Below are 21,297 nucleotides of genomic sequence, written 5' to 3' on the forward strand. Positions count from 1 at the left end.
ATCAGCTCGTCGATCTCAGCGCGGATGCTCTCGCTGGGCGATACTCGTGCAGTCACGGGTGTAGGTCCTTTCGTTGGAGTTGTCAGCTCTTCGAAGGAACCTACGCCCGTCGACATTTACACCAGCGGATGGACGCCACCCACGTGCTCGCCGCTGACGGTGCCACCTACGACGAGCTCGGTGCCGACTACTTCGGGCGGCGAGGTGACGCCGAGGCCCGCAAGCGCTACCTCGTCTGATCCCGAATACGCCCTCGGCTGGACTGGCATGCGGCATGCCGCCATAGCGCCGGCCACATGTATCTCCTGGACGGCGAGTTGGCGATGATCCCGGCCCGCGTCGCTCAGCGCGCTTCACGTATCGGCTATCGGGTCAAGAGCTACATCACATGGAACAAGGACAGCACACCGGAACACGTCAAGAGCGGAGTGACTCGACAGGCTGAAGTCATCCTTCACCTCACGCCGGGCGAAACGCCCTACTTCGACAAGTCCTTCTGGCCGAGTCGTGATGCGCGCCTGGGTGGCAGCAACGCTCCATACGAGTCCGCCGGGAAGATCACCGATGTGTGGCATCTACCCACGGCGAATGGCAAGAACGGACACGGCGCCGAGTTCGCCGTGTTGCTGGCCGGGCGATGCATCAGCCTGACGAGCAAACCAGGCGACCTCGTGCTTGATCCCTTCGTCGGCTCTGGCACGTCCGCACTTGCTGCGATGGAGCTTGGCCGTCGATGCGTCGGATTCGACACCAGCCAGACCTACCTCACGACGGCCAAGCGGCGCGTCAAGGCAGTTGCCTTACGCGTCGGCGCCCAGGGTCCGGTCGCAGAGCTGCCGGTACGGGGGGTTAACGGCACCGGGCCCGACGGTTGGAAGCGACTCAATGGGAGTCACTCCGCCGACATGCTGCCGATCGAGATGCCGACGTCGACACCGAAGCGTTGACGTACTTGGATAGCGGGGGCGCGCCGCAGCTTCAACGGTGAATGACCGACCGCCGACGACCTCCTATCGGGGAATGAACAGGGGGACGACGGCGAGGTCGGGTGCCCGGGCGAAGCGGGCCAGCCAGTCGACGGGGTCGACGCCTTGCTGGGCGGCGGTGCGCAGCACGCTCATGATGCGCCCCTGGGTGTCGGCCCCCCGGCGGGTGCGGTTGCCTCCCCACACCTTGCGGTTCACCACCGCCGGGCGGATGGCCTGCTCTGCCCGCCAGTTGGTGGCGTCCACTCCGGGATGGAGGAGGAAGGTGAATAAGGCGTGGCGCTCGTTGTGGAGGTGGCCGAGGAGGCGTCGCTTGGTCGTGCTCGGCGGCTGACGGCGCACCGACGTCTCGGGCGGCGCCGGCTCGGCCGCGGCGCGATGAGCGGCGGGAAGTTGTTCATCGCCCCGTCGGGCGCCCGGCGCGGTGCGTTCAGGTCGCCCCGGTATCCTCGCCGCCGTGCGACGACGCGACTTCCTCAAGGTGGGGGTGCTCGCCGGCACCGCCTTCACCGTCGGCCCCGCCTGGCCCCGGCTGCTGCGGGCCTCGGCCGCCGGCGACGGCCCGTACGGTCCCCTCGGCCCGGCCGACGCCAACGGCCTCCAGCTCCCCGCCGGGTTCTCGTCGCGGGTGGTGGCCACCACCGGCCAGGTCGTCCCCGGCACCGGCTACACCTGGCACACCAACCCCGACGGCGGGGCCACCTTCGCCACGGGCGACGGCGGGTGGATCTACGTCTCCAACAGCGAGTCCTCGCCCGGCGGGGCGGGCATGTTGCGCTTCGACGCCGCCGGCCAGGTGGTGGAGGCCCGGCGCATCCTCGACGGCACCAGCCGCAACTGCGCCGGCGGCCCCACGCCGTGGGGCACGTGGCTGTCGTGCGAGGAGGTCGCCGCCGGCCGGGTGTGGGAGTGCGACCCCGTCGGCCTCAGCCCCGGCGTGGTGCGCCCCGCGCTGGGCACGTTCAACCACGAGGCGGCCGCCGTCGACCCGGTGCGCCACCACGTCTACCTCACCGAGGACGCGTCCGACGGCGGGCTGTACCGCTTCGTGCCCGCCGCCTGGCCCGACCTGTCGGCCGGCACCCTCCAGGTCCTCACCGAGTCGGGCGGCGCGCTCGGGTGGGCGACCGTCCCCGACCCGGACGGCAGCCCCACCGCCTGCAAGGACCAGGTGGCGGCCATGAAGGTCTTCAACGGCGGCGAGGGCGCCTGGTACGACACCGACAAGGTGTACTTCACCACCAAGGGCGACAACCGGGTGTGGACCTACGACCCCGTGGCCAACGCCCTCACGGTGATCTACGACGACAACACGTCGCCCACGCCCGTGCTCACCGGCGTCGACAACGTCACGGTCTCCCGCTCGGGCGACGTGTTCGTGGCCGAGGACGGCGGCAACATGGAGCTGGTCATCCTCTCCCCCGAGGGCGAGGTGGCTCCGTTCCTGCGCCTGGGCGTGTCCGGCTCCGAGCTCACCGGCCCGGCGTTCGACCCGTCCGGCACCCGGCTGTACCTCAGCTCCCAGCGCAACCCCGGCCGCACCTACGAGATCACCGGCCCGTTCCGTACGTCGGGCGGGGGGACCACCACGACCACGTCGGCCACCACGACCACCACGGCGCCGGCGTCGATCATGCTGTCGGCGGTGGGGCGGACCAGGGGCGGGAAGCGCTACGCCGACCTGGCCTGGTCGGGAGCCACCGCGCCGCAGGTCGAGGTCCGCCGCGACGGGGTGGTGGTGGCGACCACGCCCAACGACGGCGCCCACACCGACAGCCTGGGCCGGGTCACCGGCACCTACCGCTACACGGTGTCGCATCCCGGCGGCGCGCCCGTGTCCAACGAGGCGGCCGTCACCTTCTGAGCGGCGGCCCTCACGGCACGGGTGAGCCGCCCCTCCACCCGCGGTCAACGGCCGCGTGCGTCGCCAGGGGCGCCGGTTCGATCGAGCCCTGCCCCCTCGCCCGACGGCCTCGCTCGCCGCACTCATAAGCAATTACTAATAACGCATAAGAAACTATTCACTTTACTCTGAGTCCTCGGCGGCATACGGTCTGGATGACTCACCCAGGAATCGCCAGACCCCGTAGTGGGGGAGCCCGAGACCGGGCCCAGACGGGCTTCAGCCGAGGAGAACCGCGTGGCAGACAAGAGCTACCAGGCCGGTGTGAAGAACTACGCCGACAACTACTGGACCCCGGACTACGTGCCGCTGGACACGGACCTCCTGGCCGTTTTCAAGGTGATGCCCCAGGAGGGCGTGCCGCGCGAGGAAGCGGCCGCGGCGGTGGCCGCCGAGTCGTCCACCGGCACCTGGACCACGGTGTGGACCGATCTGCTCACCGATCTCGACTACTACAAGGGCCGGGCCTACCGAATCGACCCGGTCAAGGACGGCTCCGGGGCCTTCTTCGCCTTCGTGGCCTACCCGATCGACCTGTTCGAGGAAGGCTCGGTCGTCAACGTCCTGACCTCGCTCGTGGGCAACGTCTTCGGCTTCAAGGCGATCCGCAGCCTGCGCCTCGAGGACATTCGCTTCCCGCTGGCGTACGTGAAGACCTGCGGCGGCCCCCCCAACGGCATCCAGGTGGAGCGCGACCGCCTCGGCAAGTACGGGCGCCCGCTGCTGGGCTGCACGATCAAGCCCAAGCTCGGCCTGTCGGCCAAGAACTACGGGCGTGCGGTCTACGAGTGCCTCCGAGGCGGGCTCGACTTCACCAAGGACGACGAGAACATCAACAGCCAGCCGTTCATGCGCTGGAACCACCGCTACGAGTTCGTGATGGAAGCGGTGCACAAGGCCACGGCCGAGACGGGCGAGCGCAAGGGCCACTACCTCAACGTCACCGCGGCCACGCCGGAGGACATGTACGAGCGGGCCGAGTTCGCCAAGTCGCTCGGCGCCCCGATCATCATGCACGACTTCTTCACCGCCGGCTTCACCGCCAACACAGGCCTGGCGAACTGGTGCCGCAAGAACGGCATGCTGCTCCACATCCACCGCGCCATGCACGCGGTGGTCGACCGCCACCCCATGCACGGCATCCACTTCCGGGTGCTCGCCAAGTGCTTGCGCCTGTCCGGGGGCGACCATCTCCACGCCGGCACCGTGGTCGGCAAGCTCGAAGGCGATCGCGAGGCCACGATGGGCTGGATCGACACGCTGCGGGAGTCCTACATCCCCGAGAACCGCAAGCGCGGCATCTTCTTCGACCAGGACTGGGGGTCGATGCCCGGCGTCATCCCCGTTGCTTCCGGAGGCATCCACGTCTGGCACATGCCCGCACTGGTGGCGATCTTCGGCGACGACGCCTGCCTGCAGTTCGGCGGCGGGACGCTCGGTCACCCGTGGGGCAATGCACCCGGCGCCCACGCCAACCGGGTGGCGCTCGAGGCGTGTGTGGAGGCACGGAACCAGGGCCGGCAGGTCGAACGGGAGGGTCGCGAGATCCTGACCGAGGCGGCCCGCCACAGCCCCGAGCTCGCGATCGCGATGGAGACCTGGAAGGAAATCAAGTTCGAGTTCGACACCGTGGACAAGATCACCGCCTGATCGCGGGCGGGCCGCCGGTCCCATCTCCGGCCCCTCCTCCTCCACGCCCCTCAAGGAGAGATTGACATGCACATTGCCCCCTACGGGCCCACCCCGCGCCATGTGGAGACCTTCTCCTACCTGCCGCCGATGACGCCCGAGCGGCTCCGCCACCAGATCGCGTACGTCATAGAGCAGGGCTGGAGCCCGGCCATCGAACACACGGAGCCCGAGAAGGCGTTCTCGAACTTCTGGTACCTGTGGGAGCTCCCGCTCTTCGGTGAGCGGTCGGTGGACAAGGTCCTGGCCGAGCTCGACGCGTGCCACCGTGCCAACCCCGGTCACCACGTGCGCCTCCTGGGCTACGACAACTACATGCAGACCCAGGGCACGGCCTTCATCGTCCACCGCGCCGGAGCCCGCTGAGCATGCGAGTGCATGTGGTCCAGACCGCCGACAGCGGTGACCGGGGCGCGCTCCGCGATCGTGCCCGTCACGGCCGTGCCGCGGCGACGCCGCGGCGCCGGGCGCTCGCCTACGACCGGTCGGCTCTGGCGCCCTCGCACGAGCGGGTGCGCACCGGGCCCCCGGAGGCCGAGCTGCGGGCGCCCGCGGCTGCGGGAGACGCGACGCGCCCCGCCGCTGCCGACGGTCGAGCCACGCGGAGCGGAGCGCACGGGGCTCCGGAAGCGACGGCGGTCCCGATCAACGGCGTGGCCGCCGCCCGCCTGGGCCGCGCCCTGTCCATGCAGCGACGCCGCCAGCTGTCCCGGGGCAAGCAGGCGCTGAACGGCGGAGCTGACCGGACGACGGGTGACGCGGGCGCCGGCGCGCCGGCCTTCACCGTCGTTCGTGGTGGAGCGCGCTGACGATGGGAATGTACGCGGTCCAGACCGCCGACAGCGGTGACCTGGCGGAGCTCCGAGATGCAGCCCGTGACGGCCGCGCCGTGGCCGCGTTGCGCCGCCGCCAGCTGTCGCAGGGCAAGCAGGCGCTGAACGGCGGCGGTGACGGGACGGCGGCCGGAGCCGATGCCGGCGCGCCCCCCGCGGCCGAGAACCTGCCCCTCGACGGCGCGGCGGCGCCGCTCGCCGCTCCCAAGGGTGAAGGCGCGCCGAACGGCGCGCAGCCGAACGGCGCGCAAGCGGCTCCGGCGGTCGCGTCGAACGGCGTGGGCGGAGCCCACCTCGGCCGGGCCGTGTCCATGCAGCGCCGCCGCCAGCTGTCCCAGGGCAAGCAGGCGCTGAACGGCGCCGGCGCGGCCTCCGCCGGCGAGGCCCTGCGCGTCGACGGCGCCGGCGCGCCGCCCGCTCCCGCTGCTCCCAGCGGTCCGGGCGCGTCGACCGGCACGCAAGGGGCTCCGGGGGGGACGGCCTTCGCCACCGACGGCGTGGCCACCGCCCACCTCGGCCGCGCCGTGTCGGTGCAGCGCCGCCGCCAGCTGTCCCAGGGCAAGCAGGCGCTGAGCGACGCCGGCGCCCCGCCCGCCGCTCCCGCTGCTCCCAGCGGTCAGGGCGCGTCGACCGGCACGCATGACGCTCCCGGAGCAACGGCCTTCGCGACGGACGGCGTGGCCACCGCCCACCTCGGCCGGGCCGTGTCCATGCAGCGCCGCCGCCAGCTGTCCCAGGGCAAGCAGGCGCTGAGCCGCGCCGGAGCGTTGCCGGCGGCGGAGAACCTGCACGTCGACGTCGCCGGCTCGGGTCCTGAGCAGGCCCAGGCCCGGCGCGCCGAGGCGAGCCGCCTCGGCGGCGCAGCGATCGCCAGGCCGCAGCGCGAGGGCCGGGTCACCTACCCGCCCAAGGTCGTCGTGTCGCCCACCCAGCGCGGCCAGCAGGTGACCGGGCTGCGGATCGGTCCGGGCGTGCGGGTGACGGGCGACGAGCCCGGCGCCGCGCTCCCGGTGTCGGGCACGCAGTACGTCGCCGCCGACGGGTCGGCCCCTTCGATGGGCGCCGGGCCCAAGGTCGGGCTGGTGCGCACGCCGCAGGGCCTCGTCGTCTCGGGCACCACGGTTCGCAACACGGTGCCCATCACCGGTGACGAGGCCGGCGAGCACCTGCCCATCACCGGTGAAGCCGACCAGAAGCTCGACGACGACCTGACGCCACGCAGCGACGGCGCGTACCGTTCGGCGCAGTTCCCGCGCCGGGCCGACCCGCACGGCGCGTCCGCGGTGGGCACCAGGCTGCGGCCCCAGCCCGGAACGGCGGGCTCCGGCGGCGACGGGCCCTGGCTACCGCTGGAGGCCACCGTCGACGGGCTGGCCGTCACCGGCACGGCCGTCGGCCGCAGCGGGCGCGTCACCGGCAACGAGGCCGGCGCCTGCCGCCCGGTCACCGGCGACCAGTACCAGAACGCCTACTCCACCGAGTGCGGCGCCATCGGGGGCGGTACCGCGCCGGCCGCCCACCTCAACCGGGAGCGGCTGGACCCGGTGACCGCGGGCAAGGTGACCGTGGCGCAGACCTGGGGGGGCCAGACCGTCACGGGTCCCAGCGTGGAGTACCGCCCCAACGTCACCGGCGACGAGCCGGGTGCCTGCCGCCCGGTGACCGGCACGCCGTACCAGGGGCCGTCCACCACCTTCGGCTGGTGCGAGCCCGACGAGGGTGAGCCCGCGGCCCGGCGCGCCGAGCCCAGGCCCCGCGGTGTGGCCGTCACCGGCGACGTCCCCATGTACGCCGAGGCGGTCACCGGCATCGAGCGCGGCCACCGGAACGACATCACCGGGTCGTCCTACTACGGCGAGATGCGGCCCGCGGAGCCGGCGGCCGACGACTGGGCCCGCGAGCAGGCCTTCCCGGTCGCCCTGGCTCGGCGCCTGGCGGGCGGGGAGAGCCACGTCGCCAAGGAGTCCGACGACGCGCCCGCCTCCAGCGTGCCCGGCCGCATCACGGGGGCCTTCGCCGTCGGCGAAGGCAAGGTGACCGGCAACAACGAGTTCCTGTTCCGGCCCCGCCAGAACCGAGACGGCAAGCAGACGGCGGTCACGGGCGAAGGGCGCACCGACGGTCGTACGATCACCGGTTCTCTCGCCTGGACGTCCCACGACCGGGTCACCGGCACCGAGGGCTACATCGCCGCCGGGCGCAACCCCAGCGAGGGCGGCGGCGGGCCGCACGGCTGGGCCGGGGCGGCCAGGTTCAAGAACCTGGCCACGCCCGGAGCGCCGAATGAGAACGCGAGGGTCACCGGCCGAGTGGGCGGGAGCCCCAAGGACGCGGCCAGGGTCACCGTCTCCGGCGGAGCCCAGGGATGAAGTCCCTGCTCCAGCCCGACGGGCGCCGCCTCGCTCCGTGGGACCAGGCTGCGGCCTGGCCGGGCGCGGGCGCGGTGGCGACGGTGACGTCGCCGCCGGGCCGGCTGGCCCCCAACGGGAGCCTCGGGTCCAGCGTGCCGGCGGGTGGGCATCCGCTGGCCGAGCCGGCGCTCAGCGCCGCCCTGAAGCAGCGAGCCGAGGAGATCGAGGCCGCCTTCGCGCTCATCCAACCCGTCCTGCGCCGGCTGGCCCCGCGCCAGTTCGACGACGGGTTCCCCGAGCAGGCACATCATGAGTTGGCCAACGCCCTCGGGGTCGACATCCCGGCGGCTGAGCTCGAATCCTCCTGGAGCACACCGCTGGACCTCGGTCGCGTCCACGCCCGCTGCGTGCTGGGGACCTTCGCCAACCTGGTGGAGCGCGAGTTCGACCGGAACCTGGCCGCGCTGATCGACGAGGGCGAGAGCGCCGAGGTGTTGATCCGGCGCTTCGGCTTCCACGCCGTCGACATCACCTCCTGCTCCGACGGGCGCCTCCTGGGGGCGGTGGATTTCATCCTGCGGGTGCCGCCCGCGGTCGTGGTGTGGCACGACTCGTATGCCGGCGCCATGTTCGACGTCGAGGACGCGCTGCACCGCTGGGAAGGGGTGGAGCTGCGACGCTGGCGCGAGGGCTGGCCGAACGACGCCAGTGAGCCCACCCGCTACCTGAAGATCGGGCTCTACCATTTCAGCAGCGTCGACCCGCGCCACCAAGGCTGTGCCGCGCACGGCAGCGACGAGGTGCGCGCCGCGACCGCCCTGCTGGCGCGGCTCCAGGAGTTCGAGGGTGCCGTCGAGTCCACCCAGTGCTGCGCGGCGAGCGTCGCCACGCTGCTCGTCGGCGTGGACACGGACACCGACGCCATCCGCGTCCACGTCCCCGACGCCGCCGGTGAGACCGACGTGGAGCGCTTCGTCTCCAGCGCCACGCTCTACGAGCAGACGGCGAGCCTCGAGCGGGAGGCCGCCAAGGAGTTCATCCGACAGACGGTCGCCGACTGCGCCGGCGTGGACGCGGCCGACGCCGCGACCGAGGGCATGCGCTGGCTCTGTGGCTACCTGCTGAAGAACAACATCGGTGAGGTCGACGCGGTTCGCGGCTGGATCGGCGGAAGGTACGCGGACCCCGGCCACACCGAGAAGCTGCTCGTGGCCGGCGACGCCATCGACGACGTTCAACTGCGCAACCTCGCCTTCCAGGCGCAGATGCGCACGCTCGAAGAAGGTGCCGTCGACCTGGACGTCGGCATCGGCATCCTTCGGAGGACGAACGCGCCGCAGGGGCTTGCGGTGCCGGTGCTCGTGCACGTCGCCTACGACGAGCGCATCCCCGGTGCCCGCGCCACCGCCCAGGCGCGTGCTCGCCGCCTCACGGCGGCGATCGAGACCCGGTATGCGGGTGCAGCCGGCAACGACGGCCTGGTCACCCAAGCGGTCGTGCGAGCGCGGGGCCGGTCACGCCTGGACATGGTCGAGGCGGAGGGCGACGGCGTGCCGAGCTCGCCCCCGGGAGCGCGACCGAAGGAGGCACAGCGATGAAGATCTTCTGCGTCGAAGGCACCCTGGTCGCCACGGCCCGCATCGGCGGCCTCGAGCTCCACCGGCTGCTGGTCGTCGTGGACCGCAAGGGAGGCAAGCAGGTGGCGGTCGACCCCGTCGGCTGCAAGCCCGGCGACTGGGTGATCGCGTGCGGCAGCTCGGCGGCGCGTGAAGCCGCTGGCCACAAGGACTACCCGAGCGACCTGACCATCGTCGGCATCATCGACTACTGGGACGAGGAGCGCCCGGGTGAGCGCCCGGGTGAGGAGAGCCCGGGCGAGGAGCCCTCCGAGGAGCCGGAGCTTTTGATCGTGGAGTCGGCCACCGCGTCTGCGGACGCCAATGGCAAGGCGTGACGATGAACATCCAGCGCGTCGTCCGCGACCTCGTTGCCACCAGTCGATCCCCCACGCTCCAGAACAAGTCGCTGCGGGTGGTCGAGGACGACCGCGGCGACCTGGAGGTGGCGCTGGACCCGGTCGGCGCAAGGCCGGGCGACTTCGTCATCACCATCACCACCTCGGCGGCCCGCCATGCCGCCGGCGACTTCAGCATCACCACCGACCTGACCATCGGCGGGATCATCGACCATTGGAGCGAGGAGCGATGGCGCGACTGACTCGTTCCAACCCCCCCACCCCGTAAGACCCGATCTCAACTCACATACGGAGGAAGCACAGCAGATGGCCACCAACAATGGAAGTTCCGACATTCCGGGCATTGCCCTGGGCATGATCGAGACCCGGGGACTCGTCCCGGCGATCGAGGCTGCCGACGCCATGACCAAGGCGTCGGAGGTGCGGCTGATCGGCCGCCAGTTCGTCGGCGGCGGCTACGTCACCGTGCTGGTCCGCGGCGAGACCGGCGCCGTCAACGCCGCAGTCCGTGCCGGTGCTGACGCGTGCGAGCGCGTGGGCGACGGCCTGGCTGCCGCCCACATCATCGCCCGGCCCCACACCGAGGTCGAGCAGATCCTTCCCGCCGGTGCGCACGAGACCCAGGTCGCACCTGCGTAAGGCGTCATCCAGACGGGCTGTCGGCTCCGCCGTACTCGGAGGCGGCGGGCTGAGCCCAGGCGCCCGGCTCGGGCGGGGATCCTCGACGCCGGGCGACCCGGCTGGCGTCGAGGATCCCCATTCACCGACGAGGAGAACCAGATGACCACGCAACCTGGATGGCCGGAGGGCTGGACGGAGGTCGCAAGACCACCGTCGCTGTACCGCCGCTTCGAGTTCCCCGCCTACCCCGAGACACGAGCCTTCCTCGAGCGGCTGGCGGGCCTGTCGAAGGAGACCGGGCTCTATCCGGATCTGAGCTTCGGCCGCGCATACGTCAACGTCACGGTGCATGGCTCGGGTGGAGCGACCGTCGACGCGGAGGCACGGGAGTTCGCCGCCCGCGCCGAGGCACTCGTCCCCGTGGAGGCAGCCTGACATGACCCCCGCCAGACGCCGCCCGGCCACCCCCGCGAGCCAGGGGCCGACGAGGACGGCCCCGGACGTGCCCATCGTGGCGGACCCGACGCCCGTGCCCGGCGCGAAGACGAAGGACGGCACACGACTGCTCGGCCCCGAGGGCGACCCCATCGCCCGGGAGGCCCGGACCGGGGATGCCGGTGGGGACTCGCCCCCGACGACGGAGACCGGGCAGGTGGAGCCCGAGGACCGGGCGACGTCGCCACGGCGGTCCCGTGCGCGCTACCCCCTACCCGTCTGGCCGGACTGATGCTGCCTTCGCGCCGTCTGCCCCTCCTCGGTCGCCCGGTGGTGGACGTGGCGGTCGGCGTGCTCCGCGCGCCCGACGGGAGCGTGTTGGTGGCAGAGCGCAAGGCCGGGAAGGACGCGGCCGGCTTCTGGGAGCTCCCCGGGGGCCAGGTCGATCCCGGCGAGAGCCCGGTCCAGGCCGCCGCGCGCGAGTTGCTCGAGGAGGTGGGCGTCCGCGCCCTCGAACTGGCGCCCTGGCGGGTCTACGAGCACGACTTCCCGGCCAAGCGGGTGCGGCTGCACTGGTTCCACGTGCGCCGGTGGTCGGGCGAGCCGAAGGGCAGGGAAGGCCAGCGGGTGGCATGGGTGGACCCTGCCCGTCCGACGGTCGGGCCACTGCTGCCGAGCAACGAGCTCGCCCTCGCCACGTTGGCGCTCCCCGAGCTGGTTGCCGTCGCCCGGGTGAACCGCGCGCCGGGCGCTCCCGACGAGCTGCTGGCGAGGATCCCGTCGTTGGCGGCCGGCGGGCTGCGGCTCCTGATCGTGCGGGCACCGGAGCTCGGGCCCGCCCAGCGCGTCCAGCTCACCCGCCGGCTGCGCCAGCTCAGGCGGGGGACCGGGCTGCGGCTGCTCCTCTCCGGGACGGCGCTGGAGGCGCGCCAGGCCGGTGCCTGCGGGCTGCACAGCAGCGCCGCCGCGCTGGCCGGCCTGGTGGAGCGGCCGCCGACGCGCCTGTGGGCGGTGTCCGCTCACAACGCACGGGACCTCGAGCGCGCCGCTGCGCTGGGTGCCGACGTCGCCCTCGTGTCGCCGGTTCTCCCAACGGCTTCGCACCCCGGAGACCGGGCGCTGGGTTGGGACGGCCTGCGGGCGCTGGCCGCGGCCAGCCCGCTGCCCGTCTACGCGCAAGGGGGGCTGGGGCCCGGCGACATCGATGCCGCCCGCTCTGCAGGGGCGCTGGGCGTGGCGGTCGACGTCTCCCGTCTCTCGGGGGTCGGGCGGCAAAGGGACCACGCCGTGACCGGGCGGCCGTCAGATGCTGGTTGACGGGACGGACTGACGATGGATCGAGTCGTCGGCGACCTTCTCGACGCCGTGACCATCTTCTTCGTGGTCGGCGTCTCGATCGGCTTTCCCCGCTTCGGCCTCGGGATGCCGCAGGGCCGGCGAGACAGCACCTGACTGTCGAATGAAGTCCAGGGTCTTGCCGCGTAGGGAGCTTCGCTCGAGATGACGCCGCCCGAGCTCATCGTGATCGCCGTCCCCGCGCTGCCCGCGATGGCCGCGGCGGCGATCGGCGCCGCCCGCCCGGCGGGCTGGTCGACCCCCACGGCGCGGGCCGGAGCGCGGTCCTCCCGATGGGCCGTACGAGCGGCCGCCGCGGCGTTCGTCCTGGCGGTCGTGGTGGCGATCGTCGTGGCGGTGGACGGACCGGTCGCAGCCGTGGTCGAGGGAGGCGACGGCGATGCCCTCGTCGGCCTGCATGCCACTCGCGTGACCACCCTGTTGGGCTTGCTCACCACCGGAGTCGGCCTGGTCGTGCAGTCCTTCGCCAGCCGCAACCTGCAGGGGGACCTCTTCGGGCCCCGCTTCTTCGTGCTGGCCTCGCTGCTGACCGCGGCGACGACGTCGGTGGCCTTCGCCGCCACCCTCGGCCTGCTGTGCGCCTCGTGGATCCTGGCCGGCCTCGCGTTGGCTGCGCTGGTGACCCACCGGGCCACCTGGCAACCGGCGCGGCGCTCGTCCCGGCGGACCCTGCGCAGCCTCTGGGTGGGAGACGGCGCGCTGCTGGTGGCCACACTGCTCGCCGCCGCCTCCGTCGGCGAGATCGACCTCCGCTCACCGGCGGCGGCCGCCAACGAGCTCGCCGACGCGTCGGTCCCGGTCCTCGGTGGGAACGTGTTGTGGGTGGTCGCCGTGCTCCTGACCGTTGCCGGCATCTCCCGGTCCGCGCTCGTACCCGTGCACCAGTGGCTGCCGTCCACGATCGCCGCGCCCACGCCGGTGTCGGCGCTGCTCCACGCAGGCGTGGTCAACGGCGCCGGGATGCTGTTGGTGCGACTCGCCCCGGTGTTCGGGTCGTCGGCCGCGGCGACGCACGTGGCCTTCGCCGCGGGTGCCGTCACCGCCTGTTACGCGACGACCGTGATGCTGGTGCGCAGCGACGTGAAGGGGAACCTGGCCTGGTCCACCGCCGGGCAGATGGGGTTCATGACGGTGCAGGTGGCGATAGGAGCGTTCGCCGCCGCGCTGCTCCACATCCTCGGGCACGGGATGTACAAGGCCGCGCTGTTCCTCGGGGCCGGCGGCTCGGTGACGGCCCATTTCCGCCAGCGGCAACGTCCCGCTCCGCAGGTCGTCGCCCGGAGCGTTCGGCTGGGCGTCGCCCTGCTCGTGCCGGCCGCCGCCCTCGGAGCCGCGTACCTGGTCATCCACCCGCACCTTTCGACGGCGGCGCGCGTGCTCGTGACGGTGTTCGCGTGGGCAACGGCAGCCCGGGCCGTCGACGGGTGGCTGCGCTCGGCCCCGTTCCGGCCCGTCCCGGCCGTCGCAACCGCGGCGCTCGGTTCGGTCGCCGGAGTGTTCGCCTACGTCGGTGGGCTGACCGCCGTGGAGACCTTCGTGGCCCCCGCGCTTCCCGCCGAGGTCGCCGAGCCGGTCAGCTCCGCTCTCCTCGTCGGGACGCTGGCGGCGATCACCCTCGTCGTCTCCGTCGTCGGGCTCGGTCCCGGGGAGCGGATGCGGGAGTTGCGCAGCCGGGTGTACGCCCTCGTCCTCACCTCGGCGCCCGTCGCCTCCGAGTTGACGACCCGGGGCAGTTCGACCGGGGTGGCGCCCGTGCCGGAATCCCGCCACCTCCGACCGGACCTGGAGCTGGTCCGATCGGCACGATCGAGATGAGCAACCGAGAAGACGGCCACCGCGGACGGCCTGCGCGCCACACCGAGCTCCTCGCCGATGTCTCCGAGGCGGCGGAGGTCATCGCTCCGCTCTGGCCCCTCACCAGCTTCGTGGCGGTCAACCCCCTCCTCGGCATGCAGCACCTGCCCTTCGACGAGGCCACCGCCGTCGCCCGGCGCTGGTTGCGGGCGCGCACCCACCTGACGCTCGCCGCGTTCCGCCAGGCGCACGCCGGCGGGGCCACCACGGACGCGGATCTCCGGCGCGCCATCGTCGAGGTCGACCCGAAGCTGGCGTCGCCGCTCAGCTTCGAGATCGGGGGGCGAACGGTCGATGCGGCGGAGATCGTCCGGCTGGACCTCCTCCTCGGACCGGACGACAAGCCCCGGGAGACGGCCGGCGATCGGGTCGGCCGCACCGATGTCGCGACCGTCCGGGCGGTCAGCCAGCTCGTGGCCGCGTGGTGTGCGGTCTTCGTCGACGAGGCCCACGTTCCGTGGCCCATGCCCGGCCGCGAGCACGGGTTCTTCCGTGCGTGGCGAGAGCTGGCGCCATACGACCGGCGGCTCCGGCGCCTCGCCGGCCCCACCGGCATGGAGTGGCTGGCTCAACTTCCGGATCGTCCGCTCGAGGCGCTCGCCGCTGCCCTCGATGCGCTGGATGTCGGCGGCGATCAGGTCGACGCCCTCCGCCAGCACCTCGGCCGCCTCCCGGGCTGGGCCGGCTACGCCCGCTGGAACGACGAGTGGGCTCCACCCGACCACCATCGTCCGCCGTTGCGCCTCCTGGACCTGCTCGCCGCGCAGGTGGCCGCCACGGCAGCGGCGGCGCACCGCGCCCCTGCCCAGGAGCCCCCGCAGATCCACGACGAGGTGGTCGAGCACGAGAAGCTCCTCGAGCAGAGGGCGGCGGCGGTGCTCGACGCTCTCGGCAGCACCTCCGACGATCCCTTCGTCACCTCCGCCGTGCGTGGCGTCCTGCAGCAGGTGCCGCCGCCGGTGCGGAAGTCGATGTGGCTCGAGGCGCAGGAGGGCAACTTCCGTGATCGTCTGCTGGGACTGCTGAGCCGCCCGGGCCCCGGCCCCGTGACCGAGCGGCCGGACGTGCAAGCGGTCTTCTGCATCGATGCGCGCTCGGAGGGCCTGCAACGGCACCTCCAGGCGTGCGGCCCCTACGACACCTTCGGGTTCGCCGGGTTCTTCGGCGTCCCCGTGCGCTGGCGGCCGCTGGGGGCGACGGAGAGCCAGCCGCGCTGCCCGGTGCTGCTCACGCCTGAACACGACGTAGCCGAGCAGCCGCTCGCCCCTGACGGCGCCCTCGGCTACCTCACCGCCCAGCGAGCCGCCGGCGCAGGGCAGGACGCCTTCCACGCCGCCAAAGGGAGCCTGGGTGGTCCCTTCGCGCTCGCCGAGGCGGCGGGCTACCTCATGGGCCCTGCGGCCGCGGCCAGGACGCTGGCACCAGGCCTGGTGCGTCGCCTGAAAGGACTGACGACCCGCCGAGTCGCGCCCCCGCCGACACGACCGGTCGTCGAGGCGGAGCACGACGACCGCTCCGGGCTGGCGCTCGAGGAGCGGGTCTCGTTCGCGACGGCCATCGTCCGGACCATGGGCTTGACCAGCTTCGCCCGGCTCATCGTCTTCTGCGGGCACGGCAGCCACAACATCAACAACCCACACGCATCCTCGTATGACTGCGGCGCGTGCGGCGGCGCCCCCGGTGGTGCGAGCGCCCGAGTGGCCGTGGCCATCCTCAACGACCCCGCCGTCCGTGCCGGCCTCCGAGAGCGAGGCATCACGGTGCCCGACGAAACGGTCTTCGTCGCCGCCCAGCACGACACCGCCTCCGACGAGGTGACCGTTCTTGACCGCCAGGCGGTACCGGCCACCCACGAGCGGCTGGTCGCGGCCTTCGAGCGGGACGTGGCGGTGGCCGGTGAACGGCTTGCACGCGAGCGCGCCGGGCGGCTCCCCGGAGATCCGGCGAGGGTCCGGGCCCGCGGGCACGACTGGGCGCAGGTGCGCCCCGAGTGGGGGCTCGCCGGCAATGCGGCGTTCGTCGTCGGGCCCCGCTCGGTCACCGCCGGGCTCGACCTCGCCTGTCGCGTCTTCCTGCACGCCTACGATGCCGAGGGCGACCGCGACGGCAGCGCCCTGGAGACGATCCTCACCGCGCCGATGGTCGTCGCCCAGTGGATCTCCGCCCAGTACTACTTCTCGTCGGTCGACCCCGACCAGTTCGGCGCCGGCGACAAGACGCTGCACAACCCGGTGGGCGGCATCGGCGTCGTCCTCGGCGAGGGGGGCGACCTCCAGGTCGGGCTCCCGGCGCAGGCGGTGGGCGTGGGAGACCGGCGCATGCACGAACCGCTGCGGCTGCTCGCGGTCGTCCAGGCGCCCATCGAGCGCACCGACGCGATCATCCAGCGCCACCAGGTGCTCCGGGAGCTGATGGGCGGCAAGTGGATCACCGTGGCCGGCCGTGCGCACCCGGACGAGCGCTGGTCCATCCGCGCCCCCGACGGCACGTGGACGACGTGGTGCCCCGCCGACGACCGCGTGGACGCCACCGACGCATCACTGGAGGTTCGCTGACCCTTGCCGGAGAGCGCACGTCGGCGCCGTTGCCGTCGGGCGTTCCACGGTATGATGGTCGGTATGACTTCCAAGGCGAAGATCGCCGTGAGCCTCCCGCCGGAGCTCGTCGAACGGGCTCACCAGGCCGTCGCGCAAGGCCGTGCCTCGAGTGTCAGCGCCTACGTCGCCGACGCCATCGCCGAGAAGAGCAAGCTCGACGACCTCGCGTCCCTGCTGGACGAGATGCTCGGGGCCACGGGCGGACCGCTCACCGCCGAGGAGGCGGCCGAGGCCGACCGGGCGCTCGGCCGATGAGCGGTGCCGTGCTCGACTCCGGCGCCCTGGTCGGGTTCGAACGCAACGATCGACGCGTCGTCGGCATCGTGGCCCGGGCGCTGCATCACGACGACGCCCTCCTCGTCCCGGCGGGTGTCGTCGGTCAGGTGTGGCGCGACGGTGGGCGCCAAGTCCGCCTCGTCCGGCTTCTCGGCTCGCCGGTGTGCCAGGTCGTCGCCCTCGACGACACGGCAGCGAGGGCAGCCGGCCAACGCTGCGGCGCGTCCGCCACCTCCGACGTGATCGATGCCTCGGTTGCGGTCCTCGCCCGCCAGCGGGGCCTGCGCGTAGTCACCTCCGATCCCGACGACCTCCGCCGACTCGATCCCGGCCTCGACGTTCGTCCCGTCTGACTGAGGGCCCACCTCAGGACAACTCGCACGGCCGCGACCCGTTCACCGTTGTGCTGGTTCCCTCGTCGCCGCCTGCCGAGCCGAGCTGGGTGGTACGGAGGCCCTCGTCCACGGAACACCAACCGGAATCGTGAGCCGCAGGACGACGTTGCGGGTAGCTGTGGATGCCCGGGGACGGCGAGCGCTGACGCTGGGAACGGCGGTAGCGACCGGTGCAGCACTTGTCTTCGCTCCGCTCGTCTCGACGTCCTCATGCTCGACGACGTCAACCGGGATCTCCTCTTGTAGGTCGAGCCAGGCGTGTCTCATCGCCAACGAGGGCGCAGCGGCTGCCTTTCTCCTGCTCCTGCCCGCGTTCATCGCACTGGTTCCCGTCGTCGCGAACACGCGCCGCTCGACCTTCGCGGCGGCCGCCGTGTTGACGGTCGCCACCGCGTTCGGCCTGGCTTCCATCGGGACCTCTTCATCCCTACGGTTGCTCTTGCGTGGCAGGCGGTGATTGCCTCGAGGAGAGCCGCCTGAGCCCGACTCGGGGCGCTGGTCATCTTCGCCGTCGCCATCGTCGCCCTGTTGGCGGCGACCATCGCCATGGGCTTCGGCATGCTGGCCATCGACGAGGCGGAACGCCACGTCGAGGCCGGCATGGCTCCGCTCGCCGCGTCTTCGCCGCCCGCTGAACGAATCGGAGGTGGAGAACGCCGACGCCGGCGCTCCCGACCGCCCCGCGACCGGCCGGTTCAACCCGACGAGAGGAGTGCGGAAAGGAAGAGACCATGCGAGTGCAGGCCACCTGTGAGCGCTGCGGGCGCGAGTTGACGACATCGGCGCCGCGGTCGGCCCCACCACGGCAGCGCCGTAGGTCCGGTCGCTGTTCCCGAGCTTCACCTGGATACGGGTGAGCGCCCTCCGCCACGTGGGCGTTGGTGAGCACCTCTCCGCCGGGTGAGACGACCATCCCCGTGCCGGCGCCCTGGCGGGGCACGATGCTGAACAGGTCCGAGGCGAACCCGGTCGTGCTGATCGCCACCACCGCCGGATCCACCCGGTCGAGCACGCGGCGATGTCGCCGGGCACGGCGAGCCGATCCGAGGGGGCGCGGTCGGGTGACGCCGGCCGGCGTGGTCCCGGGTCCTCGACCACGGCGACGGTGGCGCGGCCCACGACCCCACCGACGACCGCCGCGACCGCCGTCGACGCCAGCCACGCGCGCCGGGCGGTCCGCCATGGCACCACGGGCCCTGGCACGCCAACAGATGGGTTCCCGGTTCCGACGTCGATGCCGGAGATCCTTCCCCATCACGGATCCGGGTGGTACGCACCACGCCGCAAGCGTCTCCGACCGAGCGCGACCCGACCGACGTCAGCAGATGCGGGGCCGAGACGACGACTCGGCCTCGGGGTCACCGGGCCGGCAGATCACCACGCCCGTGCCGGGCGTCCCCCGGAAGCGCCGGGACGCTCCGGCGGGACTCCGCCGGCGGGGCCGCCCGGCGGCCTCGTTGCCGATGACGCCCGTCCGGGGGACCCACCGCCGACCCCGGCCCGGTGGGGGCGACCCGGCCGTCGCCCGCGCCGTTGCTCCGCGACGGATGGTTCGCCCGGGCGCCCAGCTGGCCCGCCTCGCGGCTGCGCCGCCAGGCGACCAGGTGCGAGGTGTGGAGACCCTCGCGGCGCAGGAGGGCGCCCTTGGCGCCGGGTTGGGTGAGCCGCTCGTACTCGGCGAGGACGGCCAGCTTGTAGTCGGCGGTGAAGGTCCGCCGCCGGGGGCGGTAGCCACCCGTCTCACTGCCGCGGCGGTGAAGCTCGTACAGCACCGGGGCGGGATCGAAGATCACGTAGCGCCCGGGGTGGCACGCGACCTCGCGGAGGTCCTTGGCGCTGGTGAGGACCACCGACCCGTCGTGGGTGCGCCACACGACGAGGAAGGCCTGGCTGCTGGGGATCTGGAGACCTCCCGTCGCCTCCCCGTAGGTCGCCACGTCGACCCTGGACCGGCCCAGGTGTCCGAGGGCGGCCAGGCGCACGACGTCGGCCGCCGTGTACACCCGGCGCTGGACGCCGTCGGCCGACACGCGCGACGGGACGACCCACCGCCGGCGGGCCCAGTAGTCGAGCTGGCGGTAGCTGATCCCGGCCAGGTCGGCGGCCTCGGGACCGGAGAACTCGCCGACCAGCGCCGCCGACCGCATCGACTCGGCGTCGCGCAGGTCGATCACACTCGATGCCGCGGCGGAAGCGCCGCTGTCGGACGAACCGTTGGAACTGCGCACGGGGTGGGCCCCCTTCGGACTCGCGGACAAATGGTTCCCCCCTGCCGTGGCTGTCTTCGGCACCGTCGGATCGAGCGGATGACGTTTGGTTGGGAAGAATGGTCGCCGGCACTGTGACGACATCCGCCCGGGCGATGCGGCTGAGGAACAGGCCGGGGAACGCACGCCGGCTGACGACATGGGCCGCGAGTGTGTGCATACAAGAGAATTCCCGGAGCAGCGTAGGCCGCCTTTGGGGAGGGATGTGCACTTCAGCGAGCCTCAATTTCTGAAAATCCGCGAATATTCAAGCCCTCGCCCCGGTCTGTTCACACGCGCAGAGGGCGTCTGCCCGCCGGCACCGGCCGGTGGCCGGGCCCGGCGCGCTCCCGGCCCATCGAGAAGGGAAACCAGAACATGACGCAACGAAGGAGGCGCGCCCGGAGCGAGCGGGGCCAGGCCTCGTTCTCCGTGATCGCCGCCATCGTCACCGTGATCCTGGCCGGCGTCCTCGTGAACCGAGTGGCGTGGACGGCCGAGTCGATCAACAAGAAGGCGCTGAACATCTCCAGGACGGCGGCGCCGATCAACCAGGCGACCGACGCCGTGCTGAACCTCGACCGCACCAACGAGCTGGCGGCGTCGATCCTGGCGACGGCCCAGCCGCTCGACTCCAAGCTGGCCGAGATCGTGCGGCTGGCCAAGTCGGTGGACGCGCTGGCCATCTCCATCAACTCGAGTGCCGCCGACGTCGACGGCACCGCCAAGAACATCAACGCCGACGCCGGCGGGATCGTCGGGACGGCACGGTCGATCGACCGCGGCGTCATGCAGATCAACACCAACCTCGACCGCACCATCGAGCTCGCCGGCCAGGTCAAGGGCGACAGCCAGAACATCCTCACCCAGGCCGAGATCGCACACCGCCTGGCCGCGTGCATCGACCAGGGGCTCCCCAGCCCGGGTTCCCCCGCCGACGGCCACTGCAGATAAGGAGAGAACGAGCCAATGGCTGAGACGATCGGCCCGTCGAGACGGGCAATGGAGCGGGCATCCTCCGACCAGGCGCAGTTCCTGAAGCGCTGGCTGGCCGTTTGGGTGGCCCTCCTCACCGTGGTGGTCCTCGTGGTCGTGGTCTTCCTGCTGAAGATCACCGACTCGCTGTCCGCCATCAACACCAACCTGGCCACCACCGACCCCGGGCTGGTGAGCGCCGGCGGCAACGTCCAGCGCCTCCCGGACCAGGTAGCGGCGATCAACGAGAGCCTGGTCGGCATCGACCCGGCCCTGAAGGACATCCCCCAGCAGACCCAGGACATCCTGGCCGCCCTCACGTCCATCAACGGCAAGCTGACGACCACCGACGGTTCGCTGAAGGACACCTCCGGCAACCTGAAGACGGTCCTCGGCCAGGCCGGGGACATCCGCAACCTTCTCGTCGACGCCGACGACCCGCCGGACGGCAAGGGCGTGCAGAACATCCACCAGCGGGTGGCGTTCGCCAACGGGCAGGGTGCCACGGGCCGCTTCGGCGCCAACCCCAACAACCTCACGGCCGCCGAGGTCGACGCCAGGAACATCCTCGCCGGCCTCCAGGACACCAACAAGCACCTGACGAGCATCTGCCGCTCGCCCGCCGTCCTCGGGGCGAAGGCGTGCTGACCCGCCGTCGCCTCCAGGCGGCCGGAGAGGCCGGCGTGGTGGGGGCCAACCTCGCCATCACGCTGGGCTTCGCCCTCTTCGCCGTCATCCAGCTGACCCGCACGACCATCGCGGCCGAGCAGATCGACGACCGGGTGGAGGTCATCACCGCCGACGT

19 protein-coding genes and 2 pseudogenes are annotated in these 21,297 nt (G+C 72.3%); 18 read left to right on the forward strand and 3 right to left on the reverse strand.

Annotated elements, in window-relative coordinates; translation table 11 throughout:
* Positions 1-296: 296 nt before the first annotated feature.
* Entirely contained in the window at positions 297-947 is a 651-nt protein-coding gene (locus VM242_03875; GenBank protein HVM04292.1) for a site-specific DNA-methyltransferase, read from the forward strand.
* A gap of 63 nt (positions 948-1,010) precedes the next feature.
* Here VM242_03875 and VM242_03880 read toward each other — a convergent pair whose 3' ends face one another.
* Positions 1,011-1,328 carry a transposase gene (locus tag VM242_03880; protein HVM04293.1) on the reverse strand — a complete coding sequence of 106 codons (318 nt, stop codon included), beginning with the start codon at positions 1,326-1,328 and terminating at the stop codon, positions 1,011-1,013.
* Positions 1,329-1,443: 115 nt separating this feature from the next.
* On the opposite strand from VM242_03880, the gene VM242_03885 reads away from it, so the two are divergent.
* The 15 genes from VM242_03885 to VM242_03955 all read left to right on the forward strand — a co-directional run bounded on the left by VM242_03885 (position 1,444) and on the right by VM242_03955 (position 17,229).
* Complete coding sequence (locus tag VM242_03885) at positions 1,444-2,850, forward strand: alkaline phosphatase PhoX (protein HVM04294.1); 1,407 nt, start codon at positions 1,444-1,446, stop codon at positions 2,848-2,850.
* A gap of 276 nt (positions 2,851-3,126) precedes the next feature.
* Positions 3,127-4,539 carry a form I ribulose bisphosphate carboxylase large subunit gene (locus VM242_03890; GenBank protein ID HVM04295.1) on the forward strand — a complete coding sequence of 471 codons (1,413 nt, stop codon included), beginning with the start codon at positions 3,127-3,129 and terminating at the stop codon, positions 4,537-4,539.
* 66 nt (positions 4,540-4,605) lie between these two features.
* Positions 4,606-4,944 carry a ribulose bisphosphate carboxylase small subunit gene (locus VM242_03895; GenBank protein HVM04296.1) on the forward strand — a complete coding sequence of 113 codons (339 nt, stop codon included), beginning with the start codon at positions 4,606-4,608 and terminating at the stop codon, positions 4,942-4,944.
* A 287-nt stretch (positions 4,945-5,231) separates the two neighbouring features.
* Positions 5,232-5,387, forward strand: a complete 156-nt coding sequence (locus VM242_03900) for a hypothetical protein (protein HVM04297.1) — start codon at positions 5,232-5,234, stop codon at positions 5,385-5,387.
* Between the two features lie 8 nt (positions 5,388-5,395).
* Positions 5,396-7,780 (forward strand): CsoS2 family carboxysome shell protein, encoded by a 2,385-nt coding sequence (locus VM242_03905; GenBank protein HVM04298.1) that lies wholly within the window; start codon positions 5,396-5,398, stop codon positions 7,778-7,780.
* Positions 7,777-9,360, forward strand: coding sequence for a carboxysome shell carbonic anhydrase (locus VM242_03910; protein HVM04299.1), 1,584 nt, complete (start codon positions 7,777-7,779; stop codon positions 9,358-9,360). The genes VM242_03905 and VM242_03910 overlap by 4 nt, the downstream gene beginning before the upstream one ends.
* A complete protein-coding gene (locus tag VM242_03915) occupies positions 9,357-9,716 on the forward strand; it encodes a EutN/CcmL family microcompartment protein (protein HVM04300.1) in 360 nt (119 codons plus the stop codon). The genes VM242_03910 and VM242_03915 overlap by 4 nt, the downstream gene beginning before the upstream one ends.
* Before the next feature lie 2 nt (positions 9,717-9,718).
* Positions 9,719-9,979 (forward strand): carboxysome peptide B, encoded by a 261-nt coding sequence (locus VM242_03920; protein HVM04301.1) that lies wholly within the window; start codon positions 9,719-9,721, stop codon positions 9,977-9,979.
* A 64-nt stretch (positions 9,980-10,043) separates the two neighbouring features.
* Complete coding sequence (locus VM242_03925) at positions 10,044-10,376, forward strand: BMC domain-containing protein (protein ID HVM04302.1); 333 nt, start codon at positions 10,044-10,046, stop codon at positions 10,374-10,376.
* A gap of 78 nt (positions 10,377-10,454) precedes the next feature.
* Positions 10,455-10,793 (forward strand): 4a-hydroxytetrahydrobiopterin dehydratase, encoded by a 339-nt coding sequence (locus tag VM242_03930; GenBank protein HVM04303.1) that lies wholly within the window; start codon positions 10,455-10,457, stop codon positions 10,791-10,793.
* 291 nt (positions 10,794-11,084) lie between these two features.
* Positions 11,085-12,110 carry a Nudix family hydrolase gene (locus VM242_03935; protein HVM04304.1) on the forward strand — a complete coding sequence of 342 codons (1,026 nt, stop codon included), beginning with the start codon at positions 11,085-11,087 and terminating at the stop codon, positions 12,108-12,110.
* Positions 12,111-12,293: 183 nt separating this feature from the next.
* Entirely contained in the window at positions 12,294-13,964 is a 1,671-nt protein-coding gene (locus VM242_03940; protein HVM04305.1) for a proton-conducting transporter membrane subunit, read from the forward strand.
* The gene (locus VM242_03945; protein HVM04306.1) at positions 13,961-16,558 is read left to right on the forward strand and encodes a DUF2309 domain-containing protein; all 2,598 of its coding nucleotides are present in this window, start codon (positions 13,961-13,963) and stop codon (positions 16,556-16,558) included. The genes VM242_03940 and VM242_03945 overlap by 4 nt, the downstream gene beginning before the upstream one ends.
* A gap of 63 nt (positions 16,559-16,621) precedes the next feature.
* Positions 16,622-16,855 carry a hypothetical protein gene (locus VM242_03950; GenBank protein ID HVM04307.1) on the forward strand — a complete coding sequence of 78 codons (234 nt, stop codon included), beginning with the start codon at positions 16,622-16,624 and terminating at the stop codon, positions 16,853-16,855.
* On the forward strand, positions 16,852-17,229 hold the full coding sequence (locus VM242_03955) for a PIN domain-containing protein (GenBank protein HVM04308.1): 378 nt from the start codon (positions 16,852-16,854) through the stop codon (positions 17,227-17,229). Before VM242_03950 ends, VM242_03955 begins: the two co-directional genes overlap by 4 nt.
* Positions 17,230-18,836: 1,607 nt before the next feature.
* Here the strand turns inward: VM242_03955 and VM242_03960 are convergent.
* Both VM242_03960 and VM242_03965 read right to left on the reverse strand, forming a co-directional pair.
* A pseudogene (locus VM242_03960) lies at positions 18,837-18,998 on the reverse strand (IS3 family transposase).
* A 240-nt stretch (positions 18,999-19,238) separates the two neighbouring features.
* Positions 19,239-19,679, reverse strand: a pseudogene (locus tag VM242_03965) (MerR family transcriptional regulator).
* A 216-nt stretch (positions 19,680-19,895) separates the two neighbouring features.
* On the opposite strand from VM242_03965, the gene VM242_03970 reads away from it, so the two are divergent.
* Together VM242_03970 and VM242_03975 are read left to right on the forward strand one after the other, a co-directional pair.
* Complete coding sequence (locus VM242_03970; protein ID HVM04309.1) at positions 19,896-20,471, forward strand: hypothetical protein; 576 nt, start codon at positions 19,896-19,898, stop codon at positions 20,469-20,471.
* A 15-nt stretch (positions 20,472-20,486) separates the two neighbouring features.
* A complete protein-coding gene (locus VM242_03975; GenBank protein HVM04310.1) occupies positions 20,487-21,140 on the forward strand; it encodes a hypothetical protein in 654 nt (217 codons plus the stop codon).
* Positions 21,141-21,297 lie beyond the last annotated feature (157 nt).

It is taken from the genome of Acidimicrobiales bacterium, assembly GCA_035540975.1.
Taxonomy (GTDB): domain Bacteria; phylum Actinomycetota; class Acidimicrobiia; order Acidimicrobiales.